We start from the raw sequence: 18,492 nt of genomic DNA on the forward strand, positions 1-18,492 counted from the left end.
ACCATTTGCATGAGCCGCGTCATCGCAGCCTGCTGTATTGCTGGCGATATCCGTGATCGGACCGACAAGATCGGGATTTTCAAGCTGTCGGCTGCCATGAGGGGCGTAGTATCCTTGTCTCCTTTTCGCATACAGGAACCGAGGCCTCTCGACGATCCTGTCTCCTTGATCCCGGCAGCGGTTGAACAGCTTGATTCGCGACATTCTGGACAGCCTGAGATGGAATAGCCGCCTGGGAGCCAAGTTTTTCTGGGCCGTCCCAACGGCTACCAGTGGGGTGGTGCTGTTTACTCTGGTATCGCAGCTGTCCATGCTGCTCGCCTTTTTCCTTCCCCTGAAGGTCATCATCCTGCTGGGCTCGGACGGTATCCCGCGGTATTTCCCGCCGGCCTTCGAGCAGTTTGACCGCGATGCGCTGATCGTCTGGCTGAGTATTGCCACCGTCGCGTTCTACGCCCTGTACCTGGTGGCGGAACGGATCGTGGAGTTCGGTGGCGAGCGGGGCTCCCGGGCCCTGCTCGCGCGCAGCCGCAAGATGGTCCTGTTCGAGAACCAGGACGAGCTCGCCGCCCGCGCGTACAAGCGCCATGCCGAGGTGATTGCGGGAGCTGTGTTCCTGCTACTGGCCGTGGTGGTTCTGTTCTGGCTGTATCCGGGTGTGGCGTTCCTTGTCTCCGGCTACCTGCTCCTGGTAACTGCGGTGCTCGTGAGCGTGCTTGCCACGAACACGGGTTTCCGCAACCGTTTTAAGGAGAACCTGAACGCCTGGCTAAGCGTCCTTTCGGGTACGGGTTTCATGCTGGCCTTTGCGTACCTGGTAATCGATTTCCTGTATCTGGATCCACCGGGGCTGATCCCCGCCATCATCGCGTTGTTGTTGTCGCGCCAGAGCTTTGGGCGGCTGTCGAGTGTGGTCTCGGGGCTGGTGGGGCAGCACAGCCAGAAGGCCAAGCTGAGCGCGTTGTTCTTCCACTCGACTGCCTTCAGCCCGGAAGAGGACGACAAAAAGGAATCGATCTGGACGCTGCTGGCGCCAAAAGCCCGACGGGAATGGGTGCCGGACCTGATGTCGGAAATGCTTGGCGAGACTGTGCCCGCCGACATGGATATCCAGTGGTGGCAGACAGACGTTTCCAATGTGGGTGTCCTGCACTGCGTCGTGCCAGGGCAGCGGAGCCTCTTCATCAAGCTGTTCGCCCCTGGGCGCGCCTCGTACGCCCAGCACGAAGCGACCTTGCTGGCGGATTCCCCAGAAGGCCTGCCCGGGCTGAAATGGGTCGGCGCCACGCAGGTTCGAGGCTTTCATTGCCACGTGCTGCAAGCCCCCGAAGATCTGCCGGAACGCCAGGGCGATGCCTCCCAGGGCGTAGAGGAGATTCGCAAAGCCCTGCTCCTGGTGCGTCCGCCGCAGTCCCTGCTGACTCGTTACCAGCGTTCCCGGCTGATGCTCTGGCAGCGCCTGCACGAAGGCATGCTGGATCGCCTGCAGATCGCCGTAACCGATCCCGCAACACAGACGAAACTGGATGCGCTTCGCGCCCAGCTGCAAAACTGGCGCGACCAGCTTGCGGCGCTGCCTCCTGCGCTCACAACCGCTGGCATAGGGCCTGGCAACATTGTGCTGACCCGCTCGGGGCAGGCGTGCCTGATCCACTGGGGGCAATGGGTGATCGAGCCCGCAGGGGCCTCCTGGCCGGGCAAGCCGAAAAGCCTGCAGGCACTCGAGGAGATGAGCGACGAGCTCGGCTGCCCGCACTGCGGTTTGACACTCGCGGCATCGAGTTTTGAATTCGAGATGCACTTTGACCGGCAGCGCTATACCCGGGCGCTCAGACTGGTGCCGCGAATCGTCGGGCTGCTGACAGCGGAGCACGAGGCCGCGGTTCTGGAGGTTGAGCCGTCATGACCGGGGCTCCTGCCGTGACTGCAACCGACGTGACATGCCAGTGCGAGGGGAAGCAGCCAACCCGCCCGGCTTACTCTGTCATTGTGCCGGTCTATGATCACTGGTCGCTTGTACCCGAGCTGCTGGATTGCCTGCGAGCGCAGACCCTGCCGCAAGACGAGTTCGAAGTCATTCTGATCAACAACGGCTTGAAGGCCTTCACGGCGCCCAAAACGCTTCCCCGTAACGTTCGTATCCTGCAGTGCGACAGGCGAGGTTCCTACGCAGCCCGAAATGCCGGGGTGTCGGCAGCCGCGGGGGAATGGATGGTATTCACGGATGCGGACTGCCGTCCTGCGCCCGAGTGGCTCGAATCCATGAGAGACGCAAGCCGAAAAGAGCCCGGAAACGTTCTGCTGGCCGGCCCCGTCGAGATGTATGCAGACACTCTTCGCCCCAATGCCTACCAGATCTATGACCTGATTCGCGGCATCCCGCAGGAGCACTACGTGCGCCGCGGGTATGCCGCCACCGCGAATCTTCTGATTCCACGGCCGGTTCTGGAGGAATTGGGTGGTTTCGACGCCACGCGATTTTCGGGCGGTGATGCTGATCTTTGCCGCCGCGCGGTTGCCCGCGGGTATCCAATCCGCTTTGTCCCAGAGGCGCTGGTGTACCACCCGGCCCGCGAGTCCTGGGAAGAAGTGGTAGCCAAGGCGCGTCGAATCAAAGGTGGGCAGATCTTGTGCGGCTCGAGGATCTCGCGTGCGTACTGGGTGTTGCGGACACTGCTGCCGCCGGTACCCCTGTATTACCGGTATACGCTGGCGAGCCAATACCCCGTCCGGTATCGGCTGGTCAGCCTGGCTGTGCAGTCCCGATTGTGGGGCCACGAACTGATGGAGATGCTGCGTCTGCTGATGCGCCTGTCGCGCCGTCAGCGGCCATAGCGTCCACCCCGCACCGAGTGGGTATATAACCAAAAGTCACAACCGCAAAAGGATTCGCCACACAATGCCGACAGAAGCTCATCCTTCCGGTCCAGCCGAACAAGGTGGCGGTTTCGTCTCCATCGAGAAGGCGATTCTTCTGGACGTGTGTCTCGGTGTGCCGCTGGGCTATGTCTGGTTTCGGGTCCCCGCCGCTCACGACGCCGACGCCTCTCTGGTCAAGCCGGATACCTGTCTTTTTCGAGGTGAGCAACTCGCGTTCATGAAAGACCGGTACGAAGCCGGTGATCCCGAGATCGGCCGGGCAGTGGACAGCCTGTGCGAAAAAGCCGACCAATTGCTGGAGCGTGGCCCCTTCTCGGTGATGAACAAGCAGGGGAGGCCCGCATCCGGCGACCCACACGACTACTACAGCCTGGCCAAATACTGGTGGCCCAACCCGGATACCCCCGATGGTCTGCCCTTCGTCCGGGAGGACGGGCGGATCAACCCGGACTGCTATTCCGACACCTACGATTTCTCCGAGCTTGAGGCATTTGCGGAGGCCGTACTCCCGCTCGCGCTGGCGGCCTTCCTGACCGGCGACCGGCGTTATGCGGACCAGGGGGCGCGCTTTCTGCGGGCATGGTGTGTGGATGAGGAAACCCGGCAGAACCCGCACTTCGAGTATGCCCAGGCGGCACCTGGCGAGAAGGATGGTCGCTGGCAGGGCATCATCGAGGCCCGGCGTCTGATCTACATCACCGAGTCGGCCCGGCTGCTGGAGGCGGCGGGTGGCCTTGCCGCGGACGACGTGCACCACATCCAGAAATGGTTTTCCGAGCTGCTGCAGTGGATGACGGAAAGCGAGTTCGGAAAGGCCGCCGCCAGCCGCAACAACAACATCGCCTTCTGGTACGACCTGCAGCGGATGGTGTACGCCGACTTCTGTGGCAAGGACGACCTGGCGACCGGCATCGCCCGCGATGTCTCCAGCCCGCGCCTGCAGGCGCAGATGCAAGAGGACGGCAGCCTGCCCGCGGAGCTGGAGCGCGCGTACCCCCAGGACTACGTGGCATTCACGGTCATGGCCATGGCGCTGATCAGCCGCGTGGGAGAGAAGCACGGGCTCCAGCTATGGGAACCGCACGAGGCCGATGGCCACGGCTTTCGGGTGGCGCACGACTGGCTGCGCCGCGTGACCCGCAGCCATCACCTGCTGGAGAATCTGTGGCGGCCGGACGGTAACGCGCTGTGTGGCGCGGCGGCCGCGGACGGCGGCCAAACCACGCCGCACTGGGACGGCGAGCAAATCGCCCGGCTGGAGGATCTGGGCGTTCAGTTGCGATCCCTGGCGCATATCGCCCAGGCGCGCGGTCAGCAACTCGCGACCGAACGCAAACGTGCGGCCGAACAGACAGACGCGAGTCTTCGCGACATCCGGGAAGCGCACGACCGCGAACGCCAGGGCTTTCAGGCTCAGCTGGACGCGGCCACTGCCACCGGAAACCGCCATGCCGAACAGGCAGAGGCCCTTGAGCAGCAGCTCGCGGACACCCGCAAGGAGTTGGAACAGCTTCGCGCAGAGCACAAGGCCGCACTGGAGGAAACCGAAGCCTCCAAGCTGCAGGAACTGCAAGACCTCCAGGACGCGCACGAGAAGGAAAAGCGCTATCTGCAGGCCCAGATCGAGGCCGCCAACACCATGTGGGGCCACCATGGCGAACAAGAGTCCGAGCTGAAGCACAAACTCGGCGAGCTGCGCAGCGAGCTCAATGCCAGCCGCAAGGAGTGCGCCGACACTCGCAAGGCGCTCAAAAACGCCCAGGAACGGCTGGAGGAAGCCCGCACGGAGCATCAGCAGTCCATCGAGGCGGCCGAGGCAGACAAGCAGCGGGAGCTTCGGGAATACCGGGATGCACACGAACGGGAGAAGCACTACCTGCAGGCCCAGATCGAGGCCGCCAACACGATGTGGGAGCGCAATGCCGAGCAGGAAAACGAGCTCAAACGGCAACTCCGGGATGCGCGCAAGCAACTGACCGAGCTGCGCAGCCGCCCGCCTGCCCCGGCCGAGCCCGGCCGCCAGGAGCCGGCCGAGGCCGATAGCCTGCAACAGGAGCATGAGAGGCAGCTGCAGTACCTGCAGGCGCAGCTGGATACCGCCAACGCGATGTGGGGGTGGTATGCCGCTCGCGCGGGCGATGCGGGCCCATCGGCCGATACTGTGGTGGCTTCCTCCACCGTCCACAACGACCCGGCCCCGGCAGGCCAGGGTGACGCGGCAGCGCCCCGGCGTGCGAAGCCGGCAAGTGCGAAGCAAGACGCCAAGCAAATCGCCAGGGCGAAAAAGGAGCGCCGGGAGCGCGCACGCCACTACCAGGAAATGGTCCGCTATGCGGAAAAACTGGAAAAGCAGTACACCGCCCTGTTAAGCAGCCGGTCCTGGCGTACGCCCGGTGCGGGCCGGGTGCTCCATCGGCGGCTTAAGGGGCTGGTCGGCGGACGTGTGCCCGGGCACAACCAGTGGCCTTCGCGCCCCGGCGCGATGAACTCGGAGTACGCCCGTTTGGGGCGGGACGAGCTCGCCGGGCGGATCGCCGAAGGCGATATCGAGGCCATCCGTCGCTACGCCCTGGCGCTGGAAAAAAAGATCACCGCCCTGGTGAACTCCACGAGCTGGAAGATCATGGCGCCGGTCCGAATAGCCGGCCGGGCCTACCGTCGGGTTATCATGCGCCGGCCAGCCGACCGCACGCGGCTGCCCAAACGACCCAAACGCTTCTGAGCTGAGCTGGTTCAATGATCGCAACTATGCCTGGCCCCATGGTTTCCGGGGTCATGCCCCGGTACGTGCGGACTACGGGCACGCCGGGCGCCGTGGGGAGACCGGCTTGGCACGATTTGCATACCTGGTTGCGCAAGTGTTACTGCGTGCCCGTACCCACTGATGAAAGGGTTTTTTACAGCCCCCGAACGGATTGAACGAGCAAAAGAACCATGGACCTGGATAACCTGCCTGACGAACTGAAAACCCTGTACGCCCACCGCTGCCCGGCGGATGCGGAGCGTAAAGCCGCCTACGAGCAATCGGTGCTCAGCAGCGAGCCGGACACTTTTGTTCTGTACCGCATCATTGGGAACGACCTCTACCCGCGCCATGCCAAGGGCCAGTCGCGCCAGAACGTGCGCTTTATCCTGGAAAACGAGCCCGAGCTGGCAGACTGCGAAAAGCGCTGGGTGCTCAACCGCATCTTTGATGCCGGCGAACGCCAGGCGATTATTGAACTGCTGGAGCAGCACGGCCAGTCGTACCTGGAGATCCCGTTCGAGGCCGCGGCGTTCGCGCAGATCGGGTGGGACTACTCCGCTTATCCGGAACCAGGCTTTCTCAGCTCCGCCGGCTTTTACGAGTTGGGGCCGTTGCAGCAGGAACGGGTGCTTACCGCGGCCCACCGGGAGAAGAACCTCTACCTGATGAACAACAACGGGGCGCGCAACGCCGCGCTGGAGGACGGACGCAGCCGCGCCAAATGGGTGCTGCCGTGGGATGGCAACTGTTTCGTTACCCCCTCCGCCTGGGAGGCGATCTGGTCCGCCGTGCGCGCCGCGCCGTACCTGCCGTATTTCGCCGTGCCCATGCAGCGCATCACGGATAATGCCGAGCTGCTGCGGGACGACTTTACCCCCAGCCCGGTGGAAGAGCCGCAGCTGCTGTTCCGCCGCGATGCCCGCGAACGCTTTGGCGAAAACCACCCCTACGGTCGGCGCCCCAAGGTGGCACTCTTCTGGCGCCTGGGTATTCCCGGCAAATGGGACCGCTGGAAGGACGACCCCTGGGAACAGCCACGAGAGGAGTCCTCATCCGACGCCGGTGCCTGGGGCGTGGCTGGCTGGGTGGCGCGCCTTGCCAGCGGCAAGGCCCATCTCGAGGCCTCGACCACCGAGAGCTTCAAGAACCGCGGGCGCGAGCGGCAAAAGGCCATTCGTGCGGCCATCAACCATGTGACGCGGGAAGTCTCTGCGCAGCCCGATCCCATCGGCCTGACCAGCTACCGTTTTGAAGCGATCGAAGCGCTGCGCGCCGAGCACCAGGAGCAGAGCGAGTCCGGCCCTCGGGCCGGGCTGCTGCAAACGCTGCTGCAGAACGCAGCGGATGCGCTGGAACGCCAGCCGGAATCGCCGGTGGACAAGCCCGAGCCGGGCCCCTCCGGCGACCTGCAGGACTACTATCACCCCGCGCCCTACTGGTGGCCCAACCCGGACACGAAGGATGGTCTGCCCTATGTAAGGCGGGACGGTGAGCGCGTGCCCGGTACCCGCATGTACGAGCCGGAGAGCCACCGCTACGACCGCACCCGGCTGCAGCGGCTGTTCGACGACACCACGACCCTGGCCCTGGCCGCCTTCGTGACCGGAGACCAGGGCTACGCCATCCATGCCGTTCGCTGGCTGGAGCGCTGGTTCATCGACCCGGCCACGCGCATGAACCCGCATCTCACCTACGCGCAGGTACGCTGGGGCCACAACAAGAACCGCGGCGCCCAGAGCGGCATCATCGAGATGAAGGATCTGTATTACGCCCTGGATGCGGTGCGTCTGTTGCACCATATCGGCGCGCTGTCCCGCGACCAACTGGAGCGCCTGCGCGCCTGGTTCCGCGAATACCTCGACTGGCTTCTCACCAGCGAGCAGGGCACAAAGGAAGCGCAGGCGCGAAACAACCACGGCACCTATTACGACCTGCAGGTGGCCGCGATCGCCGCATTCCTGGATGACCACGATACCCTGTACGCCACGCTGGCCCGTGCCGAAGAGCGCATCCCGTTGCAGATCTCCCCGACCGGAATCCAGTACGAGGAGATGACCCGCCCCATTACGGCCCACTACTGCTGCTTCACCCTGCAGGGCTGGCTGAACCTGCTGAACCTGGCCGCCCGTTTCGACGGCAGCTTTGTTGCGCGTGCCGCCGAACCCGACCATCCCTTACGCAAGGCCGTGGAATGGCTGCTGGCACACGAAGGCTTTCCGTGGCCTTATCCTCAGATCGACGACTTCGACCATCGGCGTTTCCAGCCCATTAAGCACTTGTTTAAATCCTTTTTGCATACAACCCAATCCTATGGCGAAAGCATTGATTCGCTGGTGCCCTGCTTTTCGCCGCATGATGGAGTTTCTACCTATTGGCCGCTGGCTATCTCTCTTGGCGTGCCAGTCGAAGGTGCCAGCCCCCAGACCGACCATGCGCCTTTCGCGTTTATAATCCCTGTTATACCTAAAGCTCGCGCTATGGACTGGGATTCCGTGGTGGCCAATCTGGATAATACCTTGGCCAGTGTCGTCAACCAGGCGGACTCACGATGGGTCGCTCTTGTCGTTTATCATGATCTTCCTCCATCGCGGTACGGGGAGCATCCGAATATTGTCTGGCTTCGGGCTGATTTCCCGCCGCCTCCATCTGTTTCTGAAGGGGTACAAGATAAAAAAAACAAGACCCGTCTCGCGGGGGGCTGGCTCCGAGATCAAGGATATGACGGGGTTTACGCCTTTTGTCTGGATGCGGACGACTGGGTACACAAGAACCTAGTCGAATGGATTCTGAGGCACGACAACTCGTCCGGCTATTATATAAATCGTGGGTATGTTGTCGACTGTAATCGTAACCTGTTGACCGAGAAGAGAGAGAAATTCTACTCCTATTGCGGCTCTTGTTTCATCCCTTTTGTGCGGGCGTCCGAGCTTCCAAAGGACGCGAATGATAAGAGGGCGCGGTTCTCGCGCCTCTACTCTGGAAAGCACCGCAATTACCCCGAACAAGCGAGGTCCTTAGGAAAAAACATCGAAGAAGTAGATTTTCCTGCCGTGGCTTACTTGATTAATCATGGCGAGTCTTTGGAGACCCGGAAGCGTGGTGGCGCTCTGGATCGCTCGCCTAAAAGGAAGAGTCTTCAGTTTTCTGTCAATCAGGGGATTCAGGGCATCCTGGAGCAGTTTGGTCAGACTAATTCAGCGCAGGCTATTCAAGCTGAAAAAGCATTCAGTTGCATGGGGGGTATACATCAGCTACCTAGTTCAAACGACTTGTAGTTAGAGGGTAAAGGGTTGAAGCAGGGGTGTTGCACAGTGGGTGGTTGCGGTAACGGAGAAGCTTGGCGATTTCCTATGTTCAAATGAGTTTTCGATCGAACGGCTTCGGCTGTCGATTATTTAGCAAAAATATGGATAAGCCATGACGAGTCCTGAAACGCTTTTCTACGTAGATTCTCACTCCTGCGATCAGATGCATGAAGTTCTGATTGGGTATTTTCAGACGCGGAGTCATCTGGTGTTCGGTTCTAAGGGGTTGGAGCAATACCGCACCCAGAGGCCCGGGCATCTTGCGCCTGAGGACGGAGCGTTCGTGGTTGCCTTGGATCGAGGGGCCAAGTGGGAAATAACAACCGATGTGACGGGACAGGAGCTGCTTTATTTGTACCGCGCTTCAGGTTTCTGGGCGATTTCCAATTCTCTGTATTGCTTGGCAACGGAGGTTAGGAGGAAGGGTTGCAAGCTGACACCTCGGATGTCATCCCTTAGTGCGTTTGCTACTAAAGACGGAAACCACTGGGCTGCACAGCCATTTTCTTTGCGTACGATTTTTAACGAAATAACGCTGTTGCCGTCGACTGCATCCGTTAAGGTTAATCGTGCTACACGATCCTTGAGCGTCGAATCTCGCTCGCTGTTCGAAGTATTGGAAGGCTTCGAAGACGTATCCTACGAGGACCTCATTGCGGAGTTTGTGAACTCGGCTGTCGCAGAGGTCCGGGGTCTGGGGGCAGTCCCCGGGCTTGGAATGCGGTGTCAGCTGTCGGGTGGTTATGACTCTCGTATCACATATGGGCTTTTTCTCGCGGCGAACTTGCCAGCGGATAGCTACGTAGTGGAATCGTCGAAAGGAAAGTGGTCCGATTTTTCGGTGGCGCAGGGGTTGGCGGCCCAGTTTGGTCAGCAGCTCAATGCGGCTGGCGCCGGGTCGGGAGCTACAGCGGATGCGGATGAGGTGTATGAGTTGTGGAAGATGGGAAGTTTCGGTTCCTATCTGCCGATTTATACGGTTAAGCATATGTCGCCGCGTTTTTCAATAAAAGCCAGGGGCGATCTGTGGACCTCGACAAAGTTTTATAAGGGTTCCAGCTGTGATGTCGTTCGCAGGGTCGAGAAAGAGCTTGGGGGCGCGAGGGGGGCGGCGGTGGCACAGGACTTTTGGGACGGTATGGCTGATATAGGCCTGGATGCCCATGGCGAATCGTCCATGGTTATGCACTACTCGGCATTTCGTTCCCGCTTTCATTGTGGGAGGAGATGGTATAAGAATTTGGGTCACCAAGTGCTGTACGGGCCGTTGGTGTCTAGACATCTTGGCGCGGCTGCTGTTAAGGCGTCTAGGAGGGGTTGGGACGAGAGGCGACTGTCGATGGACTTGTTGTCAGCTCTTGGTAATGGCCTAGCGGCCTTCCGGTTTGACCAAGAAGGCAAGAACTTTAGGGCATCTGAATTAAGGGAGAGCCCGTTTTATGGCGGGATTCAGGTGGCGAGTGGTGAGAAGAAGGTTTATTGGGGCGCGGGGTCGGGCCAAGAGAGCGGTAGGCGCGGTGGCGGGCTAAGTGAAGCGGGTATGCGGGAGAGGCTGCTGGACGAATATAAGGATGTGATGGATGCGGTAAAGCGGTCGAAGGTGTTGCCCGAAAACGTTTTTGAGAGGGCTGCGGTGGAAAAGAAAGACGGAGGTTCGCTTTCGCATGGAGCGAGAATGATTACGCTGGTATTGTTTGCGGCGTTCGCTCTTGGCATTGAGTGAAGGTGGTGAACGAAGTGCCGTCCCGATGAGTGCTTCGGTTTGTCGTTAAGATGATGGGCTCTACGTTGGTTGGTAGATTGGCTGCGTTGGTGAATGCGCTCTTTGGCGGGGTGAAACTGCTGCTGGCAAACGGTAAGCAGAAAGGGGGACGGATTTGTTGTTGATGGTGGTTAATGAGTGCTGGTGACCAGGGAGCGACTCGACGGCGAGGAGGGTGCGAGTGGTATGGCTTCAGGTGGCGAGGCATGTTGTGCAGCCTGCCGCGACCGGAGGGTTGTGTTTGCGGGACGAAGGCCGGGGCAGAGTGATGCGTAAGAGGCTGAATCGGGACGCGCTGGGCGGGAGGGGACGGGTAGCCGGCGTGCGAGGAGGGCGTCGGAGTTATCCAGCAGTATTACTCTTGATCGCTGGAATAGTGAGTAGCCCGGCGGTGGCGGATAGCGAGGCGGTGCTTAAAACGCTGGATGACCTGATGGCGGAGGTGGTTGAGCAGGGCCCGGAGGCCGAGCTGGACGGCAAGCCAGTGTTTTCCGGGGGGGACCGTTTCCTGCCGGGCAAGGTGGCCCTGGGGTTTGGCTGGTTGCTGTGGGCAGACGAGGCTCCGGACGGGGAGGCGTTCGATGCGCGCCTGGCGCAGTATCGAACCCTGCTCGAATGGACGCAGGACGAGCCGAATCGGAGCTGGGGCATCTATTATTCGCTGAGCGCGCTGAACCGGCTGCGCCTGGCAGGGGTGCTGGAGGACGCCGTGCCGGCGGACGTGCTGGAGCAGATGCGCGCCGATCTGGACTGGCGGGGGTTCGTGGATGCGGAAACCTACGAGCTGAAGCGCTACCCGGCGAACTACTACGGGGTGGCGTTCAGCATCGCCCGGTTGCGGGCGACACTGGGATGGGACGATCCCGAGCATGCGGATGCGTTGCTGGAACGCATGGTGGAGCACTACTCGGAGCACGCCGGGGATTCGGGCTTCTCCGACGAGGGGACCGACGGCGAGGGCCGTTTCGATCGCTACAGCGTGCTGCTGGCGGGCGAGATGGCGCAGCGCTTTCGCGAGACGGGTACACCCCTGGACGAGCGGGTACGGCACTGGCTGGAGCGTTCGGCCGGGTTTGTGCTGCAGAACCTGAATGCGGGGGGGCACGGGTTCCAGTTCGGCCGCAGTGTGGGGCCCTACGGCGATACGGCGTTTCTCGAGGTGCTGTCGGCGGCGGCGTATTACGGGTTGCTGGATGAAACCGAAGAGGTGATGGCCTACGCGTTTTCGCAACGGGTTTTGCGGAAGTATCGGGATTTCTGGTGCGACGAGGGGATGGGCTCGGTCAACCTGTGGGAGCATGGGCGGGATACCGATGGGTATCGGGGGAAGCACCGAATCCTGGGCGAGAATCTGAGCCTGAGCCATCACCTGCTGTATACCGGCGAGATCTGGCGTGATCTGGGGTACGAAGGCCCGGGTGTGTCCGACGAGGAATTTCACCGCTGGCTGGAGGCGCTGCCGCGTCACTCCCTGACACGCTTCAGCGATGGGGAATGGGCGCGCCTGAACCTGACGGTCCGGGACGGGCTGGACCGTTTCGGGCTGTGGCTGTCCAACGGCGGGCCGTATCACGATACCAACCCGTATTCGCCGGTACCGGTGGCATGGGATGTGGTGCAGACGGCACCCGGGGAGACCTGGCCGCAGCTGGTGCCGCGCCTGCATCTGAGCGACGGCGAGGAGCTGGCGCCGCTGGTGTTCATGCAGGATGCGGACTTCGCCGCTGACGGCGACAAGGGCGTGCTGCGCTGGGAGCACCCGGTGATGAATCGTATCGGCACCTCCCGGCCGGAGGCGGACGAGCGGGCCGGTGTGTCGGTGGAGTATCGCTTCTCGCCGGGCACGATCGAGCGTCACGATGTATTCGAACTGGCCGAACCCGGAGAGATGGATTCCATCGAGGTGCAGTTCGCCTCGTTCTCCACGGATCCGGTGTTGCGGGATACGCGGGTGGAATTTGCTGAGGGCCGCGTGCGCGGTTTCGAGGTGTTCGGGGTGGATTCCTGCGAGTTGGCCGATGTCTCCGACGACCCGCGCTACCGGACGCCGCAGGGGCCGAAGACGACCCGGATTCGCTGCGAACGCGCGATCGACGGACCCGACCAGCGCACGGTGGAACTGGGCTGGCGGCTTTCCTACGAGCCTGCGGATCGATAGCCGGGGCGCTCGAGTTTTCACAATGTCTTTTCTGTTTTACTAATGCGCTGGCCGGGCGCGGCGTGGTCGGCTGCGCGGGGGCGTGGGGTCAAGGTTGGCGGGATGAATTGGCGCAGATCCGTTTCGCGGGCCGCGATGGCGGTCCGGTTTTCGCGTGCGTGGCCGTGGGTGCGTCCGGTGTATGCGCTGGTGGGTCCGTTTGTGGATCTGAGGTCGCTGGTGTTCGGGTTGCAGGCCGGCGGCGGGCCGGCGGCGTCGGCGATGCCGCGCGCGCGGGATCGGGGAGCACCGCCGACCTGTGGCGAGTCGGAAGGGGGTGGCCGTGCGGATGCGCGGACAGGCAGCGAGTTCGTGCTGTACCGGATCGTGGGCAATGACCTCTGGCCCCGGCACCGGGTGGGGCAGTCGCGGGAGAATGTGGCCTGGATCCTGGAGCATGAGCCGGAACTGGCCGGCTGCGAGAAGCGGTGGGTGGTCAATCGCATCGTGGATCCCGGCGAGGAGGAGGCGATCCTGCGGCTTCTGGAAGGGGCCGGGCAGCCGTATGTGCACATCCCGTTTCGCTGGGATGAATACCGGGCGGTTGGCTGGGATGTGTGCGGGGGGCCGCCGGAGTACGCGCCGGGCACGCGGGGCTTTCGCCAGCTTTCGGAGCTGATGCAGGGGCGGGTGCTGATGCGGCTGTATCGGCACAAGAATAACTATGTGATGAACAACAACGGGGCGCGCAACGCGGCGCTACGGGATGGTCGCGGCCGAGCCGAGTGGGTGTTGCCCTGGGACGGCAACTGCTTTGTAACGCGCGAGGCCTGGAGCGAGATCGTGGAGGGTGTGCGTGCCCGGCCCGAGCGGCCTTACCACATCGTGCCGATGGCGCGGATTACCCGAAACGAGGACCTGTTGAACGACGGCTTCCGCCCGGAGGCGCTGGAGGAGCCGCAGGTCGTCTTTCGCCGGGATGCGCAGGAGAGCTTCGACGAGGCGTTTTGCTATGGCCGCCGGCCGAAGGTCGAGCTGCTGTGGCGGCTGGGCGTGACGGGGCCGTGGGATGACTGGCCACAGGAGCCCTGGGATCTGGATTTCCCCGCGTTTGCGGCCGAGGCGGGTTGCTATACCGAATGTGGCTGGGTGGCGCGGCTGTTCTCCGGCCGGGCGGACCAGGAAGTTTCGAAAGGAGACGAGGCCTTTCAGAGCCGCGGGCTTGCGAGGATCGAGGCCGTGGGGGCGATGCTGGAGCGTGTCGACGAGCTTGCCTTTGATGAGGGACGCGATCGGCTGGCACTGCGCGTGTTCAACGAGGACCGGCTGAGCGATGAAAGCCTGGCGCAGTCACTGCGCGAGCCGCTTCTGGCATACGCGGACGAGGCACTCGGGCGCGGGCCGTTCAGTGTGGTCGACAAGACGACACTGCCGCCGAGTGGCGATGTGCATGATTACTGGCATCCGGCGCCTTACTACTGGCCGCATCCGCTGCGTATTCCGGGCCTGCCCTATGTGATGCGGGACGGCGAGCGGGTCCCGGGGACGCGGTTGTACGAGCCGGAAAGCGATCGTTACGACCGCACGCGGCTGCAGCGCCTGTTCGACGATGGGCTGGTGCTGGCGATGGCACACCACGCCACAGGAGACAAACGCTACGGCGAGCATGCGGCCAGGCTGGTGCGGCGCTGGTTCCTGGATGCCGACACGGCGATGCATCCGCACCTGGAATATGCGCAGGTGCGGCGGGGGCACAACCGGAATCGTGGTTCCAGTTCCGGCTTGATCGAGTTCAAGGATCTTTACTACTTCCTGGATGGCGCGCGCCTGCTGCTACGGGGCGGCGTGCTGGGCGAGAGTGATCGCGCGGGGCTGGAAAACTGGATGGGCCGTTATCTCGACTGGCTGCGGACCAGTCCGCAGGGACTGGACGAGCGGGCATCGCAGAACAACCATGGCACCTACTATGACCTTCAGGTGGCCTCGATCGGGGCGTTCCTGGGGGAGTGGAAGGTCGTTCGCGAAACGCTGCGCGACAGCCGTTCGCGGATTCTGGGACAGTTCGCGCCCGATGGCAGCCTGCCCGAGGAGTTGGCGCGTACCACTTCGGCCCATTACGAGTGTTTTACGATCCAGGGCTCGATTCATCTGGCGCGGCTGGCCGAGTCCGTTGGCGAGGATCTCTGGTCCTTCGAGGGGCCGGAAGGGCAGGGGCTGCGTCGAGGCATGGAGTGGCTGCTCGCGTATATGGGGAAGCCGTGGCCGTATCAGCAGATTGATGCGTTCGATGAAGAGCGCTTCTACCCCATTCTGTTCACCTACCGGGAAAAATATGGCGAACCGCCCGTTGATCTGGATGCGGCCCCGACGCCGGGCGGGATCAAGCCCGTATTCTTCCCGCACGACGGGATCCCGCCATTCTGGCAGTACACGCTCAGATCAGACTCGTAATGTCGGATGGCCGAATGACGATGTAGCGGTCGTGATTCTGCTAGACGACCCGGCTGATCAGATGGTGGAGCGTGTGCTAATGCCTCTGAACATTAGGGCGTTGGCCTTTGGGTCCTGGTGTTGGGGATTAGATGTGGAAGCCGCATATTCGGCGGCTAACTGACTGCAGTTGATGCCTTGGTAAGCTACTTGGCGTGTGGCGGCTGGGTAGGGTGCACACTTTTGATCATGTGGGCCAGCGGGCGTGGGAGCCGTTGGCCTCGTCCGCATCGAAGAGCGCGTGCGAGGGATCTCGCGTAGATGGCACGCCAGTTGTGGCGGGGAGGATTGCGCCGGAATGCAGATTGGCGGATATCTCAGGCTTCGTTGGTTGCCGAGTCGGGATTCGTGCCGGAGTGGCCGGGGAGGTAGCCACTGAGGTTGTAGACGGTCAGCTCTCCGAACCAAAGGCGGGTGCCGTCCCAGTGTAGATCGATGCGGAGATGATCGAATTCCTGTCCGGGTATGCGGGTGATTCGGGTCGCTTCGGCAATGTCATGGGGCATTGGCAGGCTACTGCCTGCCGAAGGACACCAAGCAACTGCTTGCCAAATACGACGAAGTGCCGAACAACATCATCAAGGCCATCGTCGATGCCAACCGCACGCGTAAGGACTTCGTGGCGGATGCCATCATCAGGCGCCAGCCCAACATCGTCGGCGTCTACGCCTGGTGATGAAGAGCGGTTCCGATAACTTCCGCGCCTCCGCCATCCAGGGCGTGATGAAGCGCATCAAGGCAAAGGGCATCGAAGTGGTCGTCTACGAGCCCGGGCTACGCGAAGATACCTTCACCGCTACCACGTGATCCGCGACCTGGACGAATTCAAGCGCGTATCCGACGTGATCGTCGCCAACCGCATCACCGACGACATCCGCGATCAACGCGACAAGCTCTACACCCGAGACCTCTTCAACAGCGACTGATGATTAAAACTGCTCAGACGCTTAGCACTCGGGCCTTGCCGCCAGAGCACTCCCTAATAACGAGGCTTCTGCCAATCCGTACGAGAGCCCCCAGAAACGTTGGCTCGCCTTGGCGGGGAGCGTTGTTCATTGAGGCTGGTATTAAAAACATGCTTCAATTGCAGTTTGGATGCTGAACGTAGCCCAGTAGGACGTTGGGCTCGAGCCGATTAAGGGTGTGTGCGACAAGGCAGCAGCCTGAAGGCTGGCCCCGTGCCTGGTCCCGCCCGTGGAACGCAGCCCTTGTGACCACCCTCATCACCGCCTGTAATGGCCACGCATTGGCGTCGCACTCGGGCCGCTCTACACAGCCCGCACCGTCGTCGAGTCACAATAACGCCTCATGCTGAACACCATCCGCAAACTGCATGCGTTGCTTGATGCCCCAGGCCGACGACGCGCCTACCTGATGCTGCTGCTCATCGTGGCTCTGGCGTTCGTGGAAATGGTCGGCGTGGCCTCCATCATGCCCTTCGTCATGGTGTTGGCGAACCCGGAAGTGGTCGAGACCAACCGCCACCTGAACGCCCTCTACACCGGGCTTGGTTTCGAGAGCACCGATCGGTTCATGTTCTTCCTCGGCGTCGCCATGATGCTGGCGTTGCTTACCACCATCACCTTCAAGGCGCTGGTTACCTACCTGATGCAGCGCTTTATGCACATGCGCAGCTACGCCCTGAGCCGCAACCTGGTGGAAAGCTACTTGCGCCAGCCCTACGACCACTTCCTTAATCGAAACAGTGCGGATCTCGGCAAATCCATCCTCGCCGAGGCCGAACAGGTGGTCAAAGGCGCCCTCAAGCCGCTCATGTTGTTCCTCGCCGGCGCGGCGGTAAGCCTGGCTATCATTATTCTGCTGTTCATCGTCGACCCACGGTTGGCCGGGGCCATCACCGCGGGCCTGGCACTGGGCTACGGCGGCATCTATCTTGTGGCCCGCGGCATTCTCAACCGCCTGGGTCGCCGCCGGGTGGCCGCCAATCGGGGCCGCTTCGAGGCTGTGCAGGAGTGCTTTGGCGGGATCAAAGAGGTCAAGGTCACCGGGCTGGAAGGCCCCTACCTGAAGCGCTTCGAGCAGCCCGCCAAGCGGTACGCCCGTACCCAGGCCACCGCTGTTCTGTTCAAGGAGGTGCCGAAGTACGTCCTCCAGGCGATGACCTACGGCGGCGCCTTTCTCGTTATCCTTTACCTGCTGCGCCAGCCCGGCGGTCTTCAGGCGGCCATCCCCACGCTGGCCGTTTTCGCCCTCGGCGCGCAGCGGTTGTTGCCCGCCCTTGGCGACGTATACAAGAACCTGAGCCTGATGCGGTTCACCGACGCCGCCCTGGACAACCTGCACCAGGACCTCGCGCGCCTGCGCCGAGAAGAGACGCTGTCAACAAAGGAGCTGAAAGGGCGTCCGCCACAACCCCTGGGCCTGAACCACGCCATAGAGTTGGACCACGTCCACTACACCTATCCCGGAGCGGAGCGCCCGGCACTCAACGACCTGACTCTCACCATTCCGGCCCGTACCACCGTCGGCCTCGTGGGGGCCACCGGCAGCGGCAAGACCACCACAGTGGATATCATCCTCGGCCTGCTCACCCCCGGCGCAGGAGCGCTGAAGGTGGACGGGACACCGATCACCACCGACAACGTTCGGGCCTGGCAGCGCACTATCGGCTACGTGCCGCAGCACATCTACCTGTCCGACGATACCATCGCCGCCAACGTCGCCTTTGGTGTCCCGTCGGCGAAGATCGACCAGGCCGCGGTCGAGCGCGCCGCCCGCATCGCCAACGTCCACGAGTTCGTGGTAAACGAGATGCCACAAGGCTACGCTACCCCCGTCGGCGAGCGCGGCGTGCGCCTGTCCGGAGGCCAGCGCCAGCGCATCGGCATCGCCCGCGCCCTCTACCACGACCCCGAGGTGCTGATCCTCGACGAGGCCACCAGCGCCCTGGACAACCTCACCGAGCAGGCGGTGATGGAGGCGGTGCACAACCTCGGCCACCGCAAGACCATCATCCTCATCGCCCACCGGCTCTCCACAGTGCGTGAGTGCGACACCATCTTCCTGCTAGAGAAGGGCGAGGTGAAGGGGCAGGGAGCGTTTGACGAACTGGCCGAGTCTAATGTGCGGTTTCGCGCGATGGCAGCCAGTCATTGACGATTTTAAATTGTCGCTGCTTCGACAAAGGCAGCCGCGTCAACGTCCGGGCCGT

Annotated in this window: 9 protein-coding genes and 1 pseudogene; 9 read left to right on the plus strand and 1 reads right to left on the minus strand. The window is 62.3% G+C overall.

What is annotated here, in order from left to right; genetic code table 11:
* The first annotated feature begins 277 nt into the window (after positions 1-277).
* The 7 genes from D000_RS0107390 to D000_RS0107420 all read left to right on the plus strand — a co-directional run bounded on the left by D000_RS0107390 (position 278) and on the right by D000_RS0107420 (position 15,281).
* A complete protein-coding gene (locus tag D000_RS0107390) occupies positions 278-1,906 on the plus strand; it encodes a hypothetical protein (protein WP_018872897.1) in 1,629 nt (542 codons plus the stop codon).
* Positions 1,903-2,835, plus strand: a complete 933-nt coding sequence (locus tag D000_RS0107395; RefSeq protein ID WP_018872898.1) for a glycosyltransferase family 2 protein — start codon at positions 1,903-1,905, stop codon at positions 2,833-2,835. The genes D000_RS0107390 and D000_RS0107395 overlap by 4 nt, the downstream gene beginning before the upstream one ends.
* A 64-nt stretch (positions 2,836-2,899) precedes the next feature.
* Complete coding sequence (locus D000_RS0107400) at positions 2,900-5,602, plus strand: alginate lyase family protein (protein ID WP_026279832.1); 2,703 nt, start codon at positions 2,900-2,902, stop codon at positions 5,600-5,602.
* 212 nt (positions 5,603-5,814) lie between these two features.
* A complete protein-coding gene (locus D000_RS13405; RefSeq protein ID WP_018872900.1) occupies positions 5,815-8,901 on the plus strand; it encodes an alginate lyase family protein in 3,087 nt (1,028 codons plus the stop codon).
* A gap of 142 nt (positions 8,902-9,043) precedes the next feature.
* Positions 9,044-10,654: a hypothetical protein gene (locus D000_RS0107410; protein WP_155999249.1), complete on the plus strand. Its 1,611-nt coding sequence runs from the start codon at positions 9,044-9,046 to the stop codon at positions 10,652-10,654.
* Between the two features lie 430 nt (positions 10,655-11,084).
* Positions 11,085-12,851 (plus strand): hypothetical protein, encoded by a 1,767-nt coding sequence (locus D000_RS13410; protein WP_018872902.1) that lies wholly within the window; start codon positions 11,085-11,087, stop codon positions 12,849-12,851.
* A 135-nt stretch (positions 12,852-12,986) separates the two neighbouring features.
* Positions 12,987-15,281 (plus strand): alginate lyase family protein, encoded by a 2,295-nt coding sequence (locus D000_RS0107420; RefSeq protein WP_018872903.1) that lies wholly within the window; start codon positions 12,987-12,989, stop codon positions 15,279-15,281.
* A 356-nt stretch (positions 15,282-15,637) separates the two neighbouring features.
* On the opposite strand, the gene D000_RS0107425 is transcribed toward D000_RS0107420, so the two are convergent.
* Positions 15,638-15,826, minus strand: a complete 189-nt coding sequence (locus D000_RS0107425; RefSeq protein ID WP_018872904.1) for a hypothetical protein — start codon at positions 15,824-15,826, stop codon at positions 15,638-15,640.
* Between the two features lie 5 nt (positions 15,827-15,831).
* Between D000_RS0107425 and D000_RS13415 the strand changes: the two are divergent.
* Positions 15,832-16,246, plus strand: a pseudogene (locus D000_RS13415) (UDP binding domain-containing protein); the annotation flags it as partial.
* Positions 16,247-16,628: 382 nt separating this feature from the next.
* Positions 16,629-18,437 carry an ABC transporter ATP-binding protein gene (locus tag D000_RS0107445; protein WP_018872908.1) on the plus strand — a complete coding sequence of 603 codons (1,809 nt, stop codon included), beginning with the start codon at positions 16,629-16,631 and terminating at the stop codon, positions 18,435-18,437.
* Positions 18,438-18,492 lie beyond the last annotated feature (55 nt).

Origin of the sequence: Thioalkalivibrio sp. ALJ16, from assembly GCF_000377345.1 — a bacterium.
Classification (GTDB): Bacteria; Pseudomonadota; Gammaproteobacteria; order Ectothiorhodospirales; family Ectothiorhodospiraceae; genus Thioalkalivibrio.

Bases quoted from the DNA above. Each gene is read 5' to 3' on its own strand.
- D000_RS0107420 (WP_018872903.1), top strand. From the start codon at position 12,987: ATGGCGGTCCGGTTTTCGCGTGCGTGGCCGTGGGTGCGTCCGGTGTAT.
- D000_RS13405 (WP_018872900.1), top strand. From the start codon at position 5,815: ATGGACCTGGATAACCTGCCTGACGAACTGAAAACCCTGTACGCCCAC.
- D000_RS0107445 (WP_018872908.1), top strand. From the start codon at position 16,629: ATGCTGAACACCATCCGCAAACTGCATGCGTTGCTTGATGCCCCAGGC.
- D000_RS0107395 (WP_018872898.1), top strand. From the start codon at position 1,903: ATGACCGGGGCTCCTGCCGTGACTGCAACCGACGTGACATGCCAGTGC.
- D000_RS0107410 (WP_155999249.1), top strand. From the start codon at position 9,044: ATGACGAGTCCTGAAACGCTTTTCTACGTAGATTCTCACTCCTGCGAT.
- D000_RS0107425 (WP_018872904.1), bottom strand. From the start codon at position 15,826: ATGCCCCATGACATTGCCGAAGCGACCCGAATCACCCGCATACCCGGA.
- D000_RS0107400 (WP_026279832.1), top strand. From the start codon at position 2,900: ATGCCGACAGAAGCTCATCCTTCCGGTCCAGCCGAACAAGGTGGCGGT.